16 protein-coding genes are annotated in these 20,706 nt (G+C 72.5%); 9 read left to right on the top strand and 7 right to left on the bottom strand.

All coding sequences use genetic code 11. The features are described from left to right. Positions 1-83: 83 nt before the first annotated feature. The gene (locus tag EDF64_RS17770) at positions 84-1,463 is read left to right on the top strand and encodes a glycoside hydrolase family 32 protein (protein ID WP_133521288.1); all 1,380 of its coding nucleotides are present in this window, start codon (positions 84-86) and stop codon (positions 1,461-1,463) included. Positions 1,464-1,546: 83 nt separating this feature from the next. On the opposite strand, the gene EDF64_RS17765 is transcribed toward EDF64_RS17770, so the two are convergent. Further along, the gene (locus EDF64_RS17765) at positions 1,547-2,572 is read right to left on the bottom strand and encodes an LLM class flavin-dependent oxidoreductase (protein ID WP_133521287.1); all 1,026 of its coding nucleotides are present in this window, start codon (positions 2,570-2,572) and stop codon (positions 1,547-1,549) included. A gap of 235 nt (positions 2,573-2,807) precedes the next feature. On the opposite strand from EDF64_RS17765, the gene EDF64_RS17760 reads away from it, so the two are divergent. Both EDF64_RS17760 and EDF64_RS17755 read left to right on the top strand, forming a co-directional pair. Next, positions 2,808-3,917, top strand: coding sequence for a fatty acid desaturase family protein (locus tag EDF64_RS17760; protein ID WP_133521286.1), 1,110 nt, complete (start codon positions 2,808-2,810; stop codon positions 3,915-3,917). 16 nt (positions 3,918-3,933) lie between these two features. Beyond that, positions 3,934-4,143, top strand: coding sequence for a cold-shock protein (locus tag EDF64_RS17755; RefSeq protein WP_071293923.1), 210 nt, complete (start codon positions 3,934-3,936; stop codon positions 4,141-4,143). Positions 4,144-4,307: 164 nt separating this feature from the next. Here EDF64_RS17755 and arr read toward each other — a convergent pair whose 3' ends face one another. Beyond that, a complete protein-coding gene (arr, locus tag EDF64_RS17750) occupies positions 4,308-4,718 on the bottom strand; it encodes an NAD(+)--rifampin ADP-ribosyltransferase (protein ID WP_133521285.1) in 411 nt (136 codons plus the stop codon). A gap of 133 nt (positions 4,719-4,851) precedes the next feature. On the opposite strand from arr, the gene EDF64_RS17745 reads away from it, so the two are divergent. Together EDF64_RS17745 and EDF64_RS17740 are read left to right on the top strand one after the other, a co-directional pair. After that, positions 4,852-5,784, top strand: a complete 933-nt coding sequence (locus EDF64_RS17745; RefSeq protein WP_133521284.1) for an ABC transporter ATP-binding protein — start codon at positions 4,852-4,854, stop codon at positions 5,782-5,784. Further along, positions 5,781-6,638, top strand: coding sequence for an ABC transporter permease (locus EDF64_RS17740; protein WP_133521283.1), 858 nt, complete (start codon positions 5,781-5,783; stop codon positions 6,636-6,638). The genes EDF64_RS17745 and EDF64_RS17740 overlap by 4 nt, the downstream gene beginning before the upstream one ends. 56 nt (positions 6,639-6,694) lie before the next feature. Here the strand turns inward: EDF64_RS17740 and EDF64_RS17735 are convergent, their stop codons facing one another. Continuing rightward, positions 6,695-7,303 (bottom strand): dihydrofolate reductase family protein, encoded by a 609-nt coding sequence (locus EDF64_RS17735; protein WP_133521282.1) that lies wholly within the window; start codon positions 7,301-7,303, stop codon positions 6,695-6,697. A 301-nt stretch (positions 7,304-7,604) separates the two neighbouring features. Here EDF64_RS17735 and EDF64_RS17730 point away from each other — a divergent pair, with 301 nt between their 5' ends. From EDF64_RS17730 to EDF64_RS17720, 3 genes are all read left to right on the top strand, one after another. Beyond that, positions 7,605-8,801: a ScyD/ScyE family protein gene (locus EDF64_RS17730; protein ID WP_133521281.1), complete on the top strand. Its 1,197-nt coding sequence runs from the start codon at positions 7,605-7,607 to the stop codon at positions 8,799-8,801. A 47-nt stretch (positions 8,802-8,848) separates the two neighbouring features. After that, entirely contained in the window at positions 8,849-10,258 is a 1,410-nt protein-coding gene (locus EDF64_RS17725) for an aminotransferase class V-fold PLP-dependent enzyme (protein ID WP_133521280.1), read from the top strand. Between the two features lie 266 nt (positions 10,259-10,524). Beyond that, positions 10,525-11,940, top strand: coding sequence for a protein kinase domain-containing protein (locus tag EDF64_RS17720; protein WP_133521279.1), 1,416 nt, complete (start codon positions 10,525-10,527; stop codon positions 11,938-11,940). Between the two features lie 57 nt (positions 11,941-11,997). On the opposite strand, the gene EDF64_RS17715 is transcribed toward EDF64_RS17720, so the two are convergent. The 3 genes from EDF64_RS17715 to EDF64_RS17705 all read right to left on the bottom strand — a co-directional run bounded on the left by EDF64_RS17715 (position 11,998) and on the right by EDF64_RS17705 (position 15,211). Beyond that, the gene (locus EDF64_RS17715; RefSeq protein WP_243736454.1) at positions 11,998-12,546 is read right to left on the bottom strand and encodes a tetratricopeptide repeat protein; all 549 of its coding nucleotides are present in this window, start codon (positions 12,544-12,546) and stop codon (positions 11,998-12,000) included. Positions 12,547-12,607: 61 nt separating this feature from the next. Then, positions 12,608-14,527, bottom strand: a complete 1,920-nt coding sequence (locus EDF64_RS17710; protein WP_133521278.1) for a DUF6807 family protein — start codon at positions 14,525-14,527, stop codon at positions 12,608-12,610. Positions 14,528-14,566: 39 nt separating this feature from the next. Continuing rightward, complete coding sequence (locus EDF64_RS17705) at positions 14,567-15,211, bottom strand: class I SAM-dependent methyltransferase (RefSeq protein WP_133521277.1); 645 nt, start codon at positions 15,209-15,211, stop codon at positions 14,567-14,569. Positions 15,212-15,647: 436 nt separating this feature from the next. On the opposite strand from EDF64_RS17705, the gene EDF64_RS17700 reads away from it, so the two are divergent. Then, positions 15,648-19,592 carry an SGNH hydrolase domain-containing protein gene (locus tag EDF64_RS17700; protein WP_133521276.1) on the top strand — a complete coding sequence of 1,315 codons (3,945 nt, stop codon included), beginning with the start codon at positions 15,648-15,650 and terminating at the stop codon, positions 19,590-19,592. Positions 19,593-19,771: 179 nt separating this feature from the next. Here EDF64_RS17700 and EDF64_RS17695 read toward each other — a convergent pair whose 3' ends face one another. After that, positions 19,772-20,524 (bottom strand): FadR/GntR family transcriptional regulator, encoded by a 753-nt coding sequence (locus EDF64_RS17695; RefSeq protein WP_133521275.1) that lies wholly within the window; start codon positions 20,522-20,524, stop codon positions 19,772-19,774. Positions 20,525-20,706 lie beyond the last annotated feature (182 nt).

The following is a 20,706-nucleotide window of genomic DNA, read 5'->3' as shown; positions in this document are numbered from 1 at the left end:
GTCCTGACGATGATCCCGAGTGTGCTGCTGTTCATCTTCGCCCAGCGGTACTTCATCGAGGGCGTCACGGCGGGATCGTCCCGATGACCGACCTCGACTCCCCACCGACAGCAACGCAGGAAGCAGCAACCGCAGTGTCCGCCGACCACCACCTCCCGCAGTTCCACGTCCGCCTGCCCCGGGGTTACGTGAACGACCCGAACGGCCCGATCGACATCGGCGGACAGGCGCACCTGTACTTCCAGTCACGGCCGCGGGTGGACCTCGAGATCCCGGTGGAGTGGGGCCACGCGACGAGCGACGACCTCGTGCACTGGACGCTCCACCGTCCGGCGATCGTGCCGGTGCCGGGCGGCGCCGATTCCGGTGGCGCGTGGTCGGGCAACACGGTCCTGCACGACGGCGTCGTCCGTGCCTACTACTCGGGAAAGGTCGACGACAGCGCCTTCCAGTCGGTGCTCCTCGCCGAGTCGACCGACGGCGGGAAGACCTACGGTGCTCCGGTCCAGGTCGTGGCGGACCCGTCCCCGGACGAGGCGATCACCATGTTCCGTGACCCGTTCGTCTGGCAGGACGGGGATGGATGGTCGATGGCGGTCGGGGCAGCAGCGGCGGACCAGACCGCGTCGATCCGGCACTACCGATCGGTCGACGGCATCAGCTGGACGTCCGTCGGCGATCTCGCCTCGATGCCGAGGGACACGGTCGACGGCATCGACACCGGCGAAGGATGGGAGTGCCCGCAGGTCCTCACGATCGACGGGACCGACATCGCGATCGTGGCGTCGTGGTCACACGCTGACGGGCCGGGGGACGTCATCGCGATCCCGCTGTCGGGCACCCCGTCCCCGCACCGGGTGGACGACGGGCACCACTTCTACGCCCCCTCGGTCATGCGCACCAGCTCCTGGGGGCCGGTGCTGTTCGGCTGGGTCACCGAGGGCCGCACCACGCAGTGGACCGAACACGCCGGCTGGTCCGGCGCGATCTCGCTACCTCGGCGGGCATGGGTCGCGAACGGGCGACTGCGCACCGAGCCGCACCCCGCGATCGACGCCCTCCGTGCCGGTCCCTCGCAGCCTGCGCACGGAGCGAGCATCGGCGCGCGAGCCGAGTTGGTGCTCCCCGTCCCGGTCACGGGGTGCATCCGGTTGCGGTTCTCCGACACCGAACACCTCGACGTCACCGTCGACGTCGACGCCGACACGCTCACCGTCGACCGGTCCGCGGCGAGTGCGGACCCCCGCGCCGACACGCGCCCCGCGGTGATCCGCGCGCCCTTCGACCGGACCGCAGACCGACCCGCGGTCCGGATGCTGCTGGACGGGTCCGTCGTCGAGCTGTTCACCAGCGCAGGCCGCTCCGTCACCACGCGCGTCTACCCGGAGCAGGCGCCGCCGTGGAGCGTGGAAGCGCCACCCGAGACGGTGCTGTGGGACCTCGAGCGCGCCGTCGACCGGTGACGACGGCCGACCGGTGACGATGACGGACTGGAGGCGCGGTGCCAGCTGGCACCGCGCCTCCAGTCCGTCGGTCTGTCGCGTTCTCAGACCGCGCGCTTCGGCGCCCAGCCGAGTTCCGGGCCGAGCCGCTCCGCGATGTCCGTGACGATCTGGGCGTAGTCGTCCGGCTCGAACGCGAACGGCAGGGCGAACGCGACCTCGGTGACCGCCTGGTACCCGGCGTCGGCGCGCAACCGCTCCGCGATCTCGGCGGAGGAACCGACGAGGTCGGCGGCGAAGAGCATGCCCGCGGGTCCCATCGGCACGCCGACGCGCCCGGAGCGCCCCTCGACGTACGCGCGGTAGCGGGCCTCCTGCTCGCGCGTCGCGGTGTCGGTCGGGATGACCACCAGCCCCTGCGAGACGCGTGCGGTGCCGGGGTCGGGGTGGACGTCGAGGTAGGCGTCGATCTGCGCCCGCTGGTTCGTGGCGAAGTCGGTGCCGTTCTCGCTGCGGGTGACGCTCGAGGTCAGCAGGTGGAAGCCGTTCTCGCCGGCCCACACCGCCGACTTCGTGCTGCCGGTCCCGTACCAGATCCGGTCGACCAGGCCGGCGCTGTGCGGCTGGACGGTCTGCGCGAAGTCCTCGATGCCGCGCCGCTCGACGGTGTCGGTGACCGGGTCGCCGCGCACGAGGTCGCGGAACCGCAGCAGGCGGTCGTTGCCGAGGTCCTCCTGGTCCGCGGTGTCGGGGTAGAGCGCCTCGCGGTACAGGTCGTAGTGCATCGGGGTGCCGACCGAGAACCCGGGGTTCAGCCGACCGCCCAACAGGACGTCGACCGTGCTGAGGTCCTCGGCGAGCCGGAAGGGGTTCTCCGCACCGATCGGGGTGACGGCGGTGCCGAGGTCGATCCGCGAGGTGCGCTGCGACGCGGCGGCCATCACCGCGATGGGGGAGGAGATGCCGTGCTGCAGGTGTCGGTGCCGGAGCCAGGCGCTGTCGAAGCCGAGGGCCTCGGCGCGCTCGATGACCCGCAGCGTGTCCTCGTGGCCCTGCGAGGGTCGGGCGGGGTCGAACGACCCGATGGTCAGGAAGCCGAGCCGGTCCAGGGGAGTTCCGTCGAGGGGCATGCTCCGATCGTGCCAGACGGCGGGGAGCAGGATCGCGGTCTGCGCGGCGCGCGCGGGCCGCATCGCGGTCCGCTCGGCGCGCGCGGGCCGCATCGTGGTCCCTCGAAGAGCGGACCGGCGGAAACCGGATTGCCAGGCGAACGCGCATCTTCGGCCCATAGGGTCGCGCCAAGCGCAACAGCGTGAACTCACTCGCATTGGTTGAAGGACCGATCCGTACCGGAAGGCGGTCCGCATGACCACCACTCCGCTCGCACCGGGTTACACCCGCACTCGTCCCGGGACGGGGAGCCGCAACGGCACCTCGACCTACTCCTCGCTCCTGGCGCAGGTCAAGGAGAACGGCCTGCTGCAACGTCGCACCGGGTTCTACTGGGCACTGTTCGGCTCCCTGGCCGGCACCCTCGCCCTCACCTGGGTCGCGTTCGCGTTCCTCGGCGACTCCTGGTTCCAGCTCATCGTGGCGGGCGCGCTCGGCGTGCTCTTCACGCAGTTCGCGTTCCTCTCGCACGAGGCCGCGCACCGTCAGGTCTTCGCGTCGCAGCGGTGGAACGACCACGCCGGTCGCTACATCGGCACGTTCCTCGTCGGCCTCAGCTACTCGTGGTGGATGAACAAGCACACACGCCACCACGGCAACCCGAACACCGTCGGCAAGGACCCGGACATCATGCCGGACGGCATCCGGTTCCTGCCGGAGGACGCCGCCGCCGTCAAGGGTCCGCTCATGACGACGTTCATGCGCTTCCAGGGCTGGCTGTTCTTCCCCTTGCTGACGCTCGAGGGGATCAACCTGCACCGCTACGCCGTGATGTCGGTCGTCACCGGCAACGGCACCAAGGCGGACGTCAAGCACCGCCTCATCGAGGGTGGGCTGCTCGTCGCACGCTTCGCCATCTACCTGACCGTCGTGTTCTGGTTCCTGCCGTTCGGCATGGCCTGCGCGTTCCTCGGGGTGCAGCTCGCCGTCTTCGGCGTGATGATGGGCGCCTCGTTCGCCCCGAACCACAAGGGCATGCCGACCATCGCGCACGACGCCAAGGTCGACTTCTTCTCCCGCCAGGTGCGCACCTCCCGCAACATCCGCGGTGGCTGGTGGGTCTCGTTCCTCATGGGCGGCCTGAACTACCAGGTCGAGCACCACCTCTTCCCGTCGATGCCGCGTCCGGCGCTGAAGCAGGCCCGCCTGCTCGTCCGCGACCACTGCGACACGCTCGACGTGCCCTACACGGAGACCACGCTGCTGCGCTCGTACGGCATCGTCGTCCGGTACCTCAACCGGGTCGGGCTCGCCGCCCGTGACCCGTTCGCGTGCCCGATGGTCGCGCAGCTGCGCATCCACTGACGCCGTGTTGACGACCATGCCCACCGGCACCGTGAAGTGGTTCGACCACAACAAGGGCTTCGGCTTCATCACCCCGGACGACGGCTCGGAAGAGCTCTTCGCCCACTTCTCGAGCATCGTCGTGACGACGGGCTACCGCTCGCTCGAGGAGCACGACCGGGTCCGCTTCGACGTCGGGCCCGGCAAGAAGGGCCCGGAAGCGGCCAACATCTCGATCATCCGCTGAGCGATCAGCAGCGGCCGACGGAGCGCGGCGGAGCGTTTCTTCCCATCGCATGTGCAGTAGGAAGCGGAATCGCGCGTAGGGGGTCGGAAGTTCCGGCCTCCTACGCGCGATTCGTCTTCCTCCGCGCGGAATGACCCACCACGCGCGGAACGACCCAGGCGGGGTCAGTTGATGATCTCGCCGCGTTCGTCTGCGCGGAGCACCGCCAACCGGCCGCGCCACGCCTGCAGCGCCTCGGGCGTCAGCCGTGGCCAGTCGGTGACCTCGCGGACGATCCGGATCGGCTCGGCGCTGCGGTAGGACCGGGTCGGGTTGCCGGGGAACTTCTTGTCGGTGACGTTCGGGTCGTCCTCGAACGCACCGGTCGGCTCGACCTCGAACACGTGGGGGAGTCCGTCGCCCGCGGCGAGTTCGGCGGCCAGACCGGCGCCGTCCGGCAGCGCGGTGAAGTAGACGTGGTTCATCACCACCTCGGGGCGGTAGTTCGAGCGGAAGCCCGCGGTCAGCAGGTCGCCGACCGTCAGGTCCGCCTTGGTGCCGTGGAAGAAGGGCCCGTCGTCGAGTGCGTCGCTCACGGCGCCAGGGTAGCGCCGCCGCGGAGCACGCCGTCGGGTCGGTGCGGGATGCGCCAGGTCCCCCGAACGGTGCAGGCCGTCTCCCCCCTGCGGTGGACGCGGCCGACCGGCACTCGCCCGTAGCGTTGCCGCCGTGATCGAAGTCGAGCACCTCTCCAAACAGTACGGTCCCAAGACCGCCGTCGACGACGTCTCGTTCGTCGTCCGGCCGGGTAGTGTGACCGGCTTCCTCGGGCCGAACGGCGCCGGGAAGTCCACCACGATGCGCATGATCATGGGGCTCGACCGCCCCACCGCGGGACGGGCGACGGTGAACGGCCAGCCGTACGCCAGCTTCCGCGACCCCCTGCGGCAGGTCGGCGCCCTGCTCGAGGCGAAGGCGGTGCACTCCGGCCGGAGCGCGTACAACCACCTCCTCTCCCTCGCGGCGACGCACGGCATCCCGAAGTCCCGCGTGCACGAGGTCATCGACATGACCGGCCTGGACTCGGTGGCGAAGAAGCGTGTCGGCGGGTTCTCCCTCGGCATGGGCCAGCGACTCGGCATCGCGGCGGCGCTCCTCGGCGACCCGAAGACCCTCATCCTCGACGAGCCGGTGAACGGCCTCGACCCCGACGGCGTGGTGTGGGTGCGACAGCTCGCCCGCCGGATGGCCGCCGACGGTCGGACCGTCTTCCTCTCCAGCCACCTCATGAGCGAGATGGCGCAGACGGCGGACCGCGTCGTCGTCCTCGGCCGCGGCAAGGTGCTGGCGGACGCCCCGATCGCGGAGTTCGTCGCCGGTGGCGGCGGTGCTGGCGGCAGCGGAGGCGGCGGCTCGCGCGTCGTCGTCCGGACGCCCGCGCCGGACCAGCTGTTCCAGGCGATCGGCCCGAACGCGACGGTGACCCCGCGCGACGACGGCTCGTTCCTGGTCGTCGGGCCGGACGCCGTGACGGTGGGCAACATCGCCGCGCAGGTCGGCGTCCCCCTGCACGAGCTCACCCCGACGGGCGCGAGCCTCGAGGAGGCCTACATGGCCCTCACCCGCGACGACGTCGAGTACCGATCGGAGGGCGACCGATGACCGCCACGAACACGCCGACCCGCAACCGGTCGGCCGCCACCCTGCCGGACAGCGTGCGCCTCGGCTTCGGCCGACTGGTCCGCAGCGAGTGGATCAAGCTCCGCAGCATCCGCTCCACCTGGTGGTGCTACGCGATCCTCGTCGTCGTGACGATCGGCATGGCGGCGCTGCTCGGAGCGGCCGTGGACCCCGTCCCCGGTGACGCGCCGGCGGACGCGGCGAACGGCAACTTCGTGAACCTCAACACCGGCAGCGTGCTCCTGACCACGCTCGTCGTCGGCGTGCTCGGCGTGCTCATCATCACCGGTGAGTACGGCACCGGGCAGATCCGCTCGACGTTCACGGCCGACCCCCGTCGGACGGGTGTCGTCCTCGCGAAGGCCACCGTCCTCGCACTCGTGACGTTCCTCGTCAGCGTGGTGTCGACGTGGATCGGGGTGCTCCTCTCGTCCGCGCTGCAGTCCGCGAAGGACGCTGCTCCCGCCATCGGCGACCCGGCGGTGTTCATGCCGATCCTGGGGTCGTCCGTGTACGTGACCCTGGTGGCGCTGCTGGCGTTCGGCATCGGACTGCTCGTGCGGTCCAGCGCCGGCGGGATCGCGGTGACGCTCGGCCTCCTGCTCGTCCTGCCGCTGCTGCTGTCCGGCATCGGCAACCTGATGGGCCAGCAGTGGGTGCTCGACATCGCGAAGTTCCTGCCGGACAACGCGGGCTCGCAGCTGTACACCTACGCGTTCCCCGGCCAGCAGGACGGCATCGTCCTGAACGGGTGGGGCGGGTTCGCCGTCCTCCTGGCGGAGGTCGTCGTCGTGGGTGCCGTCGCGCTCACGGCAGCGCGTCGACGCGACGTCTGACGCGACCACCCGTGGGCCTGGAGGCGCGGTGCCGGCTGGCACCGCGCCTCCAGGCCCTAGGCGGTTCCGTTCCGCAGGATCTCGTACCGGCGCATCGTGACGCCGCTGTCGAAGGTGCGCTCCTCGAGCAGGTCCAGCAGCAGCGGCTGCTGGACCGCGTCGGCGGGGGAGTCGAAGAGCGGGCGCCCCGCGCCGAGCATCGCGGGGTGCGTGAAGAGCATGAGCTCGTCGAGCAGGCCGGCCGCCAGCAGCTGCGTCGCCAGGTCCGCCCCACCGACGCCGATGTCGCCCTCGGACTCGTCGCGGAGCGTCGCGAGTCGGGCGATCGCGTCCGCGCCGACGATCGTCGTGTTGTGGTCGGCCGCCGTGCGCGAGCGTGAGACGAGCACCTTCGGCATGGCCGTCCAGATCTCGCCGTACTCGCGGAGGTAGCCGGGGAGCGACTCGTCGGTGCGCGCGTCCGGCCAGAACGGGTCCATCATGTCGTGGATGATCCGGCCCTCGACGGCCATCGTCATCGCCGCGGCCCGCTCGTTGAAGAACCGGTGCAGCTGCTCGTCGATGCGGAGCCACTCCGGGTCGCCGTCGTTGCGCTCGGTGCCGGGGCGCCCCTCGATGAAGCCGTCGAGCGACACGTTCATCCAGTACACGAATCGTGCGGGCACGTCGGACTCCTTCGTCTCGCGCCGAGGGTACGCCCGCTCCGCACCGGGCGACAGGGTCGTTCGACACCGGAACCAAGCGTGACATCGTCACAGGGAGGTCATAGGGTTCCCCGTGTCGGCGCTGAACCCGCCGACGTCCACGGACCCCGCGAGCGGCCACGACGTCGTGCCCGCCCACCCGTGGTGCCCGACGCGACGGCCTGCAGCGCTCTTCCAGCCGCGGCCGCTTCCAGACTCCCCGACTGCCTCTTCCGCGCAGCCGCACGTCTTCGTACCCGGAACCTCCCCCAAGGAGCGCACCATGCACCGAACACTGCTCGTCGGCGCCGTCGCCGCGATCGCACTCGCGACCGTGGCCGTCGGCGCACCCGCCCAGGCCCACGGCTCCGACCACCGGGTCCCCGGACTCCGCGTCGGACCGGCCGCCACGCTCGCGTCCGGCCTCGTCTCGCCGCTCAGCCTCGAGGTCGACCGGCTCGGCCGGGTCGACGTCACCCAGAACTTCGCGGGCCAGCTGACCCGGGTCGGACCGGGGGCGACGACCACGACCCTCGCCACGGCACCCGCGGGCCAGGAGATCGGCGCGGTGTCCTCCCGCGGCGACTCGGTCTACTACGCCCAGAACGACCAGCCGAACGGCGTCGCACGCCTCATGGTGCTCCCGCCGCGCGGTGCCGCACGGCAACTCGCCGACCTCGGTGCGTACGAGGCCCGCGTCAACCCGGACCGCGTGAACGGCTACGGCTTCCGCGGGCTGCCGTCGTCGTGTGCGGCGCAGGTGGACCCGGCCGGTGAGGCCGGTCCGGCGCGCTACCGCGGCACGGTCGACACGCACCCCTACGCCTCGCTCGCGCAGCGGGAGGGCGTGTACGTCGCCGACGCCGGCGGCAACGACATCGTGCGGGTCGGGTACGACGGTCGGGTGTCGACCGTCGCCGTGCTGCCGCCGCAGCCGCCGGTCCGTGTCGACGCCGCGACGGCCGCGGCGTTCGGGTTCCCGGCGTGCGTGGTCGGCTACGGGTACGCCTTCGAGCCCGTGCCCACGGACGTCGAGCGCGGACCCGACGGCTGGCTCTACGTGTCGACGCTGCCGGGTGGACCGGAGAGCGCCGACCTCGGAGCCCGAGGCAGCGTCTACAAGGTCAACCCGTGGAACGGCACCGTCCAGCGCGTCGCGACCGGGTTCGTCGGCGCGACGAACCTCGCCGTGGACCAGCGCTCCGGCGTGGTGCTCGTCTCCGAGCTGTTCGGCGGAACGGCCGGCACCGGGCAGATCTCGGTCGTGTCGCCGTGGTCGGGCCGGACGGTCCAGACCCTGGCGGTCTCGTCGCCGGCGGCCGTCGAACTGCGGAACGGTGCGCTGTACGCCACCACCGACGCGTTCGTGCCGGACGCCGAGGGCACCCCGCAGCCGATCGGGAAGGTCGTCCGGTGGAGCATCACGAACGGGCACGACCACTCCCGCTGGGGTGACGACGGAGCGCGCGGCTGGCAGTGACGGCTCCGCTCGGCCGGGCCAGCGTGATCGACGAAGGGACTGACACCGTGGACATCGACCCGGACGAGTACCGCCGCACGTTGGACCGCGCCGCGCAGCACGCGCTCGACTGGATCACCAGCCTGCCCGACCGGACCGTCCGTCCGGAGCAGGACGTCGAGGGTGTGCTCGCCGCCCTCGACCGTCCGCTCCCGGACGGTCCGGCGGACCCGGCCGGGGTGGTCGACGACCTCGCCACCCTCGCCGGCCCGGGGCTCATGGCGATGCCGTCCGGTCGGTTCTTCGGCTGGGTGATCGGCGGCACGCTGCCCGCGGCGATGGGAGCCGACTGGCTCGTCAGCGCCTGGGACCAGAACGCAGCCATGCGGTACCCGACGCCGGCCACCGCCGCGCTCGAACAGGTGGCGGGGACGTGGCTGCTCGACGTGCTCGGACTGCCGCCGGAGTCGGACGTCGGCTTCACGACCGGCGCGACGATGGCCAACTGGACCGGACTCGCCGCCGCCCGCGCCTGGGTGCTGGACCGCGTCGGCTGGGACGTCAACACCGCCGGACTGACCGGCGCGCCGGTCGTCACCGTGCTCGCCGGCGCCGAACGGCACACCTCGCTCGACCTCGCCCTCCGCTACCTCGGGTTCGGGACGACGACGCTGGTCGACGCGGACGATCAGGGCCGGATCCTGGTCGACGACCTCCGCGCGCACCTCGACCGCGTCGACGGCCCGGCGATCGTCTGCCTGCAGGCCGGCAACCTGCACTCCGGCGCGTTCGACCCGATGCGCGCCGCGATCACGGTCGCCCACGAGCACGGTGCGTGGGTGCACGTCGACGGGGCGTTCGGGCTCTGGGCGGCCGCGAGCCCGTCGCTCCGATCGGCCCTCGGCGACGGACTCGACGGGATCGACACGGCGGACTCGTGGGCGACGGACGCGCACAAGACGCTCAACGTGCCGTACGACTGCGGCGTCGCGATCGTCTCGCGGCCGTCGGTGACCCGCGCGGCGCTCGGGACGCAGACCGCGTACCTCATCCGCGACCCCGCGGACGTCTCGGAGCCGTTCGACCTGGTGCCCGAGATGTCCCGCCGAGCCCGGGGCGTGCCGGTCTGGGCGGCGCTCCGGCAGCTCGGCCGGTCCGGTGTCGTCGAGCTCGTCGACCGCCTCGTCGCGAACGCCCGGGCCCTGGCCGACGGACTCCGGGCGCTGCCGGACGTGCACGTCGTCAACGACGTGGTGTTCACGCAGGTGTGCCTGACGTTCGGCTCGGACGAGCGCACGCGGGCCGTCACCGCCCGGCTCATCGCGGACGGCGACGTGTGGATGTCCGGCTCCCGGTGGCGCGGTCACGACGTGCTCCGCATCTCGGTGAGCAACTGGTCGACCGACGCGGACGACGTGCGGTTCTCGGTCGAGGCGGTGCGGCGGGCGATCGCGGCGACCGCGGCGACGGTGCGGTGAGGGGTCGGGGCCGCTCGCGCCGGCCCTGCGGCTCGCTGAGATCGCACTTCGGCGCGCCTCGGGCCAGCCCGCGGCCGCGGGAGTGCGATCTCGCCGGGGCTCGCGCCGGCGACGCGGCCGCGGAAGTGCGATCTCGCCGGGGCATGGCCGAGGCCGGCCGGTGCGCGCGAAGCGCCGTTCAGCCGGAGAACGTGGTCCGGTCGGCGTGCCGCGCTCCGCGATGCGAAGATGCATCGTTGCGTGCTGCTGCCGAGAACGAGGGTGCGATGGGTCCGACCGAAGGACACGAGGGGCGATCACCGCTCCTCGACGGGCGGTACCGCCTCGAAGCGGCGATCGGGCAGGGCGGGATGTCCGTCGTGTACCGCGGGGTGGACGAGAGCCTGCACCGCCCGGTCGCGGTCAAGGTGTTCCACTCCGGCATCGTCGACATCGCCCGACAAGAGGCGGAGCTCGGCGTCCTCGCCTCCCTCGAGCACCACAACCTCGTCAGCCTGCTCGACGCCGGGGTCCTCACGGGGCAGGACGGCACGCAGCAGCGCTTCATCGTGATGGCGCTCGTCGTCGGCCAGGACCTCGAGGAGCGGCTGGGCGTCGGGCCGCTCGCCTCGCGGCACATCGCCGAGATCGGCTACGACATGGCCGAGGCGCTCCACTACATCCACGCGCACGGGGTCGTGCACCGCGACATCAAGCCGTCGAACATCCTGCTCGTCGACTACGGCAACGACTCCGATCGCGCCCGCGCCCGGCTGACGGACTTCGGCATCGCGCTCGCCGCGGGCGTCGAACGACTGACCGCCGACGGCGTGACCACCGGGACCGCCGCGTACCTCAGCCCGGAGCAGGCGCGGGGCGGCGACGTCGGACCGGCCAGCGACGTGTACTCGCTCGGCCTCGTCCTGCTGCAGTGCTTCACGCGCCGCCGCGAGTTCCCGGGTTCCCTCGTCGAGTCCGCGGTCGCCCGACTCTCCCGCGACCCGGTCGTGCCCGAGCCGCTGCCGGAGCACTGGAAGACGCTCCTCCGTGCGATGACCGCGCAGGACCCGGACGACCGGCCGGCCGGGGCCGAGCTGGTGACGCTCCTCCGCGACGTCGTCATCGCCGACACCGCCGGCGCCGACCGGGTCGTCGACCCGACCGGCGGGTCCGCGAGCGCCGGGTCCGCGACCGCAACCGAGCAACCCGCCGCCGACACCGCCCGCCCGGCCACCCTCGACGAGCTCCCCGACGAGGCACTCCAGCGCACGACCGCCATGGCCGCCCGGTTGTTCGACGCACCGATCGCCCTGGTCGAGGTCCTCGACGAAGACCGCGAGTGGTCGCAGTCCCACATCGCCGAGGGCGTCGACGAGTCCGCGCGCAGCATCAGCTTCCGGAACGGGTTCGCGCCGGTGCCCGTGCCGGTCGTGATCCCGGACGGCTCGGCGCACCCGGAGATGCAGAACAGCCCGCTCGTGACCGGCCCGCTCGGCATCCGCTTCTACGTCAGCGTGCCGCTGGTGAAGCACGACGGAACGGCGATCGGCACCCTGGCGGTGCTCGACACCCGCCCGCGCGAGGCGACCGAGGCCGACCTCGAGAACCTGCGCGACCTCGCCGCCCTCGCCGTCACGCAGCTCGAGCTCCGGCAGGAGTCGCTCCGCACCACGAACGAGTCGATCCCCGTCACCCGGCGGTGAGCCGTCACCCCTCGGTGCCCGTCACCCCTCGGTGAGCCCTCACCCCTCGGTGAGCCCTCACCCCTCGGTGAGCGCCGCCGCGTAGGCCCGGACCGACCGGTTGTACCGCGGGAGCGTCGGCTCCACGGCCTCGATCGCGACGCGGAGCGCTTCGTCGTGCCGCCCCGCACTGTGCAGCGCGAGCGCGAGGAACACCCGCGGAGCGGCCCCCGTCGCCGGGTGCTCGGGCGCCTCGCGCAGCATGGTGATCGCCTCCTCGACGCGACCGAGGTTCCGCAGCGTCGAGGCGTGCTGGACGACGAGCTGCGCGGCACGCACGGGATCGACCTCGGCCAGCCCGGCAGCGGTCGCGGCCGTGTAGTGCACGTCGGCCTCGGCCTCGTGGCCGGCTGAGTCGAGGGACCCACCGAGTTCGAACGCCCCGAGCGCCTGGTGCGGCGCCTGCGCCGCGAGCTCGCGCATCCGCGCGATCCGCGTCTGGTCGTCGACGGTCTCGTCGGCCCACAGCGCGGCGACCGCGCGTTCCCACGTTTCGGCCTGGAGGCCCGTGGCGGCGCCGCCACGCGCCTCCAGTCCGTCGGTGGTCGCGCAATGCGTCTCGGTCATGAGGTCAGGGTAGTGCGGGGCGACGGCGGGCGTCGTTGCGTGTGCATGGGGCGACAGCGCGCTACTCCGCGGCGGCGACACCGTCGGAGACGGTCGCGCGGAACGACCGCACCAGGGGGACGCCGGGGCGGACGAGGGCGGGGGAGCGCCAGGCGAGCGCGGAGCCGATCGCGGGGTACTCGGCGGCGCGGACGAACCACGGGTCGCGGTGCCCGACCGCCTCGATGCGGACCGTGGCGGGGCCGCCGTCGAACACCGCGGACCACTCGATCCACGGCGCGACGGAGCCGTGCACGGCGTCCTCGCCCTCGGCGTCGGCGGTGCGCACCCGGATGCCGGTGCACTCCGGGAACCGCCAGAAGAAGCCCCCGTACCCCGCGCCGACCCGGCCGTTGCTGCCGGGGCCGCCCAGCCTGACGACCTCCTCGCCCGGCGTTCGGAACGACGACGACCAGGTGAGCTCCCACCCGTCGGCGACGGACCGCCACGCGAGTGACCGGTCCTCGTGTAGGACCACCGCGCGGTCGGGGCCGCGCCAGACGACCTCTTGCGCGAGCGTCGGGCCGTGCTGTTCGGCGTGCGGGACGGTGCCGGTGCCGTGGTCGTCGCGCCAGACGTAGCCCTCGCCGTGCACGTAGGTCCGGCCGCCCCAGCAGTTCACACCGTCGACGTCCGGGATCGCGAACCCGACCCCGCAGTGCCAGTCGTGGTCCGCCGGGTGGTGGGCGCTGACCGTCGTGCCGCCGAGGGTCCGGACCGGGTGCAGGTACGGGCGCGGGGACGACGTCGCGATCGTGCCGCCGCCGTCGAGCACCGTGGCGACCGGTGTGCCGTCGACGACGAGCTCGTCGAGGACCTCGTCGCGCGAGGTCTGCACCCACGGCGCACCGACCTCGGAGAACAGCGCGCGTTCGTGGGCGGCCCGGTCGATGACGGCCTCGACGTCGGCGACGAGGGGACGGCGTGCGGGGCCGTCGCCCTCCCACGTCACCCAGGGGTGGTCGATGCGGACCGGTTCGGTGGCACGGACGGCCTCGAGTACCTCGACGAAGGCGCCGGTCGACTCCAGCGGCACGAGCAGGTCCTCGCCCGTGGCGCGGTGGGCGAGCAGGTTGTCGAGCAGGCCGGAGCGCCCGAGGTGCCGGGTCGTGCCGTCCGCGGTGACGTCGTCCTCGGTGTAGTGCAGGACCGCGTTGCCCCGCGTCCCGCGCACCCGCACGGTCGGCAGCACCTCGGACGGCCCGCACAGGGTGAGTGCCGCGGTGGCCTCGAGTCCCGCGGTCGTCGTCACGCGGACGGCCGACGTGTCGTCGCCCTCGATGTCGTTCGCCCGGAGGAGCTCCACCTCGACGCGCGCGACGTCGGACGCCCGGCGGCACCCGACGAGCGCGAGGGCCGTCGCGACCGCGTGCGCGAGCGGGTTCGCGACCACGCCGTCGAGCACGTCGACACCGCCGACCCGACGGCGGCCCGCCCACGGTGAACGGTCCCAGTACGCCTGGTTCCGGGTCCAGGTGCCGACCGCCGCGGCCGACCGGACCGTGCCGACGAGGGACCCGTCGCGGAACGCCGGCAGCGCGTCCGACCCGAGACTCTGGAACCCGACCTGCACCACCCGGCCGGTGCGGCGTTCCGCGTCGAGCAGGGTCGCGAGCGCGGCGCGGGTGGTCACCGGCGGCTTCTCGAGGAGGACGTCCGCACCGGCCTCGAGCGCGGCGAGGGCGAGGGGGAGGTGTGCGGGGATCGGGGCCGCGACGACGACCACGTCGACGGGGCCGTGCTCCCGGGCGGCCACGACGTCGGACACCACGGGCACGCCGCCGTCGGTCGCGGTCCCGAGCGCCGGGTCGACGACCGCGGTCAGCGTGCAGGTGCCGGCGGCGACGAGTCGGTCGATGTCCGCACGGTGGTGCAGGCCGTAGCCGCGGGCCCCGACCAGCACGACGCCGGGCAGCGTCCTGGTCGCGGCGTCGGTGCTCACACCCGGAACGCTACCCGGTGCCCGCCACCCGGCGCTGGCTCATCGGCGCCGGACGAGCACCACGCTGTCCGCGGTCTCGTGCGTCGCCCCGTCCGGCGCGGTCGCCGTGCGCGGCCGGAGCTCGGCGGCGACGACCTCCCACGTGTCGTCGAGGTCGAGCGCCGCGAGGTCCTCCGCCGGCGACGGGAACCGGTACGACCGCATCTCCTCCGGCAGGTCCCCGTGCGGCGGCGCAGCGTGGGCGGTCACGAGCAGGTGCCCGCCCGGCGCCACGAAACCGGCGGCCCGGCGCAGGATCGCAGCGCGCGGGATCTCGACCGGCCACGACTGCAGGAACGACGCCGTCACCAGGTCGAACCGCGCCGCGGTGTCCCACGACCCGAGGTCCGCCTCGACGAACGCGGTCCGGTCCTCGACGCCGGCGGACACGGCCGCCCGCGATCCCCGCTCGACCGCGGTCACGGACAGGTCGATCCCGGTGGCGTCCCACCCGTTCGTGGCGAGCCAGACGACGTCGCCGCCCTCCCCGCACCCGAGGTCGAGCGCACGTCCGACCGGCACGGACCCGGCGACCGAGGCGAGCACGGCGTTCACCCGGCCCGACCAGATGCCGTCCCGCTCGGAGTAGCGCGCCTCCCACCACTCGCGAGCCGAGGAGCCGGGGAGAGCGTCGTGCGTGTGCATGCCCGCAGTCCACCGCATCCCGCGTCCGACGGACAAGCGCTGTTGCCGGAGCGGCAACGAACGGGTGCGCGGTGCGTCGCGGGCCCCGGCCGGAGCGGACGAAGGGGGACAGCGCTCGATCGGCGGCCACGTGCCGATGGCGTCCGGATCGCCCGGACCGGAGGGGGACGGCTGTCCCCCGTTCGAGGGGCACACTGCCAGGTCGACGTAACCCTCTGGTCACTCACGGTGGCCGAGGAACGGTCACCATCGAACCACGCAGGCGATCACGCCGCACCCGCACCCGCAGCACGCGACACCACGGCACGCGAACACGCAGCACCGGCACGCGAACACGCAGCACCCGCACGCGAACACGCAGCACGCGAACACGCAGCACCGTACCCGCACCACTGCAACGCCATCTCGTCACGCCTGAACCAGGGGAAGGCCCGACATGACGTCCACGGACACGACGGTCGACGCGCGCCACGACGCACCGACCGCGAACACGGACCAGCAGCACCGGCCGCCGGGGAGCGGGGCGGCGGAGTCGCAGTACCTCCCGGCCCCACCCACGGACCGCGAGAAGTACTGGTACATGGGCCCGCAGCACCGCTGGATGCTGTTCGCCCAGGCCGCCGCGTTCGCCCTCATCGCATCGAGCATCTGGCGCTTCTCCACGTCAGCACCCGGGCTGCTGCTGTTCCTCATCCCGACGACGCTGTACTGCCTGACGCTCCTCGTCTCGCTCAGCACGAGCTCCCGGAAGAAGCGCTTCCACAAGCGCGACCACGTCGAGCGGATCGGGAACTGGGCGCCGGAGCGGTACCCGACGGTGGACGTGTTCCTGCCCACCGCGGGGGAGCCGCTCGCGATCCTCGAGAACACCTACTACTGGGTGTCGAAGCTCCGCTGGCCGACGACGCTGACGGTGTACGTCCTCGACGACGGGGACCGCCCCGAGGTCGCCGAGCTCGCCCGCCGCTACGGCTACCGCTACGACGTCCGGCCGAACCGTGGCCACCTCAAGAAGGCCGGCAACCTCCGGCACGGCTACGAGCAGTCGGACGGCGACCTCATCGCGGTGTTCGACGCCGACTTCGTGCCGCGTGCCGACTACCTGCACGAGCTGGTGCCGTACTTCGACGACCAGGGCCTCGGCATCGTGCAGTCGCCGCAGTTCTTCGACGCCCGGAAGGGCATGCACTGGCTGCAGCGCACCGCTGGTGCCACGCAGGAGCTCTTCTACCGCTGGATCCAGCCCGCCCGCGACCGCTCGAACGCGGCGATCTGCGTCGGCACGTGCGCGATCTACCGCCGCGCGGCGCTCGAGCGGGCCGGCGGCTTCGCCCAGATCGGCCACTCCGAGGACGTCCACACCGGGGTGAACCTGATGCGCGTCGGGTTCCTGGTCCGGTACGTGCCGATCCTGGTGTCGAAGGGGATGTGCCCGGACGACCTGGCGTCGTTCCTCAACCAGCAGTACCGCTGGTGCACGGGGTCGATGTCCCTGCTGGCGGACACGACCTTCCACGAGAACCCGCACATCAGCCTCCGCCAGCGGATGTGCTTCTGGTCCGGCTTCCTCTACTACATCTCCACCGCGGTGAACGTGTTCCTGTCGCCGCTGCCCGGGCTCGTGATGCTGTTCGGGCTGCCGCAGTGGATCCAGCCGCAGAACTCGGTGTGGCTCCTCGGCGCGATGGTGATGTGGCTCGTGGTCGTCCCGATCATGTACCGGTCGCGGTGGCGGATCGACGTCCTGCGCATCCAGTCGCTGTACTCGTTCGCCCACGCCGTCGCGGTCGTGCACGTCCTCACCGGCAAGACGCGGGAGTGGGTGCCGACCGGCGCCGCGAAGAAGGTCACCACACCGCTCGGCACGCAGATCGCCCGGGTGATGCGGATCACCGTGTCCGTCTCGCTCCTCGTCACGTGGTCGGGTCTCGCCTGGGCGACGGTCCGGTACGGCTTCGACGTGCTCTGGGCGATGTGGATCCTCGCGGCGATCCACGCCTACGTGCAGGTCCCGATGCTCTTCCTGTCGGTCCCGTCCCCGAAGCGGGCTGCCCGCGGGCAGGTGCGCGCCGACCGCCGGGAGGCGCGACTCGCCGCCCGCAGGTCGCCCCGCCCCGTGCGCGTGCCGGCCGCCACCCCCGCACTCGCCTCCGTCACGGCGGCGGACGCGACCGCCACCACGCTGCCGCCAGCGCCGCTGTCCCCGGCGGTGACCCCGTCGTCACCGGTCGACGTCGCGCCGGAGCCGACCCGCGCCTCCCGGCCGGACGCGCCACCCGCGTTCGGTGAGCGGCTCGACCCGGTCGCGTTGCCGGCGTCCGCCGCCCCGATCGAGGAGCCGGTGCAGGCCGAGCGTCCGCAGGCCGTCGGGCCGCGCGTGTTCCGGCCGGACATCCAGGGGCTCCGCGCGATCGCGGTGCTGCTCGTGGTGATCTACCACACGGGTGCGCCGGTCCTGACCGGCGGCTACGTCGGGGTGGACGTGTTCTTCGCGATCTCGGGGTTCCTCATCACCGGGCAGCTGCTGCGCGAGATCGACCGGAAGGGCCGCATCGACTTCGGCTCCTTCTACGCCGGCCGCATCCGGCGGCTGCTGCCCACCGCGCTCCTCGTCATCGCCGTCACCGTGGTGGCGACCCGCGTGTTCGACTCGATCCTGCGGGCCTCGAACGTGGCGTGGGACGGTGTCGCGGCGACGTTCTTCGCGCTGAACTACCGGCTGGCCGCGCAGGGCGTCGACTACCAGGCCGCCGACGGGCCGGCCTCGCCGCTCGAGCACTTCTGGTCGCTCGGCGTCGAGGAGCAGTTCTACCTGCTCTGGCCGCTCGTGCTGACCCTGGCGCTCGTGCTGTGGAAGCGGCACCGCAAGCTCGCGATGACCGCCGTCGTGACGCTCGTGTTCGCCGGGTCGATGTGGGCGTCCGTGACGATCACCGCGCACGACTCGCCCCTGGCGTACTTCTCGATGCAGACCCGTGCGTGGGAGCTGGCGGCCGGTGCGTTCCTGGCGATCGGTGCCCGGTACGTGGCGAAGATCCCGGGCGTCCTGCAGGTCGGCCTGACCTGGCTCGGGCTCGGCGCGGTGCTGGCGAGTGCGTTCGTGTACTCGGACGAGACGCCGTTCCCCGGCACCGCCGCACTCCTGCCGGTGCTCGGCGCCTGCGCGGTCATCGCCGGCGGTGGCGTCTACCGGCGGGGCTCCGTCGAGACCGTGCTGCAGCTCAAGCCGTTCCAGGCGATCGGCAAGGTGTCGTACGGCTGGTACCTGTGGCACTGGCCGATGGTCGTGCTCGTCCCCGTGATGGTGAACCGCGACCTCGGCTGGGTCGAGAAGCTCGAGGTGATGGCGGTCGCGCTCTGGGTCGCGACGATCACCTACCACCTCATCGAGTCACCCTCGGCCCGGGCCCGGTGGAAGCGGATCCGCTGGGCGGCGGTCGGTGCGGCGGCGGCCGCGGTGACGACGGCGACCGCGGTCGTGGTCGTGTTCTCGGTCCCCGCCCTCGTCGGCAGCGGCGGCACCGTGCAGGCCGCGACGCTCGACCAGGGCGACTCGAAGGAGATCCAGACGACGATCCAGTCGGCACTGCAGACCTCGGACGTGCCCGCCAACCTCACGCCGGGGCTCACCGAGGCCGGCGACGACCAACCGGACTCCACCGACAACGGCTGCCACGCGGGCTACCTGCAGATCCAGCAGAAGGCGTGCGTCTACGGCGACCCGGACGGCGCGAAGACGGTGGTGCTCTGGGGTGACTCGCACGCACAGCAGTGGCTCCCCGCGCTCGACGCCGCCGGCAGGTCCGAGGGGTGGAGGGTCGTGGCGTGGACGAAGGCCGCGTGCCCGGTCGCGCAGGACGTCGAGCTCTTCAACTCCTCCCTCAAGCGGGTGTACACGGAGTGCCCGACCTGGCGCGACGCCTCGATGAAGCGGATCCAGGCGCTCGACCCCGACCTCGTCGTGATGGCGCAGTCGGACAACGTGCCCGGCAAGCAGGTGTCGAACACGACCTGGGCGGACGGCACCGCGGAGACCGCCGCGGCGATGCAGGCCTCCGGGGTCAAGACCGTCTACATGCTCGACACCCCGGTGCCCGAGGGGGACGCGGTGTCCTGCGTGGCCGAGCACCTCGACACCGTGGGGGAGTGCAACCAGCGCGAGAGCCAGGCGTACGCGGTGTCCGGCCGGCACGAGGACGTCGCGGACACCGTGCGGGCGGCGGGCGTGCCGACGGTGGAGCCGCGCGACTGGTTCTGCACCGACGACGGGTGCCCGGTGGTGGTGCAGGACAAGCTCGTGTACCGCGACCAGACGCACATGTCGACGGCGTACAGCCGCTGGCTCGAGCCGCTGGTGGCGCCGCTGCTGCGCTCGTCGTAGGCGGGCGGGCTGCGGGCGCAGGAGGTCCCCGTCCCCGCCCGTCCCCGCCCGCCGTTTCCGCGAAAGCGACAGTTCGCCGCCGAAGTTCCGCGGCGAACTGTCGCTTCGGCGTCCCCGACCGCGTCAGGTTCGCGCGAACTGTCGCTTTCGCGGGGCTCGGCCTCGTCGACCGGCGCCGGTCAGGCCTCGTCGGCGGGCACCGGCTCGGCGTTCTCGATGCGGGCGCTCGCCGTGGCCATGTGCTCGTCCATCGCCCGCTGCACCCCGAGCACGTCGCCCGACCGCAGCGACTCGAAGATCGCCCGGTGCTCGTCGTACGCCGCCTCGGTCGCCTGGCGCGTCCGCACCCGGCGTCCGACCCACACGCTGAGCATCGACCGGAGGCTCTGCAGCAGGTCGGCGAGGACGTCGTTCCCGGCAGCGCGGGCGAGCAGCACGTGGAACCGGACGTCGGCGTCGATGAAGGCGTCCGGGTCGTCGAGCGCCGTCTGCTGCCGGTCGAGGTACGTCTGGAGTTCGTCGAGCTGCGCCGGGGTGGCGCGCTGGGCGGCGAGGATCGCGGCGGTCCGCTCGAGCGACGACCGGATCTCGAGGAGCTCACGCGTCCGGTTCGAGGCGAGCATGAGGCCCCACGACAGCGTCGTCGGCAGCAGGTCGGACATCCCACCGCGCAGGTACGTGCCGGAGCCGGGGCGGATCTGCACGATGCCGAGGATCTCGAGCGCGGCGAGGGCCTCGCGCACCGCGGACCGGCCGACCCCGAGCCGCTCCGCCAGCACCCGCTCGGACGGCAGCCGCGAACCGGGGGCCAGGTCGCCGGCGGTCAGCAGGGAGACCAGCTGACGGGCGACCTCGGAGGCGGGAGACCCGGCCGGGACGGATTCGAGTTCGAGCCGGATGTTGAGGGGGTCGTTCTCGCTGAACGCGGGCATGCAGTGAGCGTACCGGTCGGTCAACCGGTTGCCGAAGCGACCCCGGACGAGCCGTTGATGCGGTACACGCCACCCAAATGGTCAACCGGTTGACAAGTTGCGAACGACCGCGCACACTGGTCTCCGACGCACCGAGGCGTCCACTCCGTGTCGGGCGCAGCAGCCCGCCCAGGAGCCGAACC

Source organism: Curtobacterium flaccumfaciens (genome assembly GCF_004361695.1).
Lineage (GTDB): Bacteria > Actinomycetota > Actinomycetes > Actinomycetales > Microbacteriaceae > Curtobacterium > Curtobacterium flaccumfaciens_B.
The sequence above is the reverse complement of the archived record's forward strand: the minus strand, read 5'-3'. Positions and strand labels throughout refer to the sequence as shown.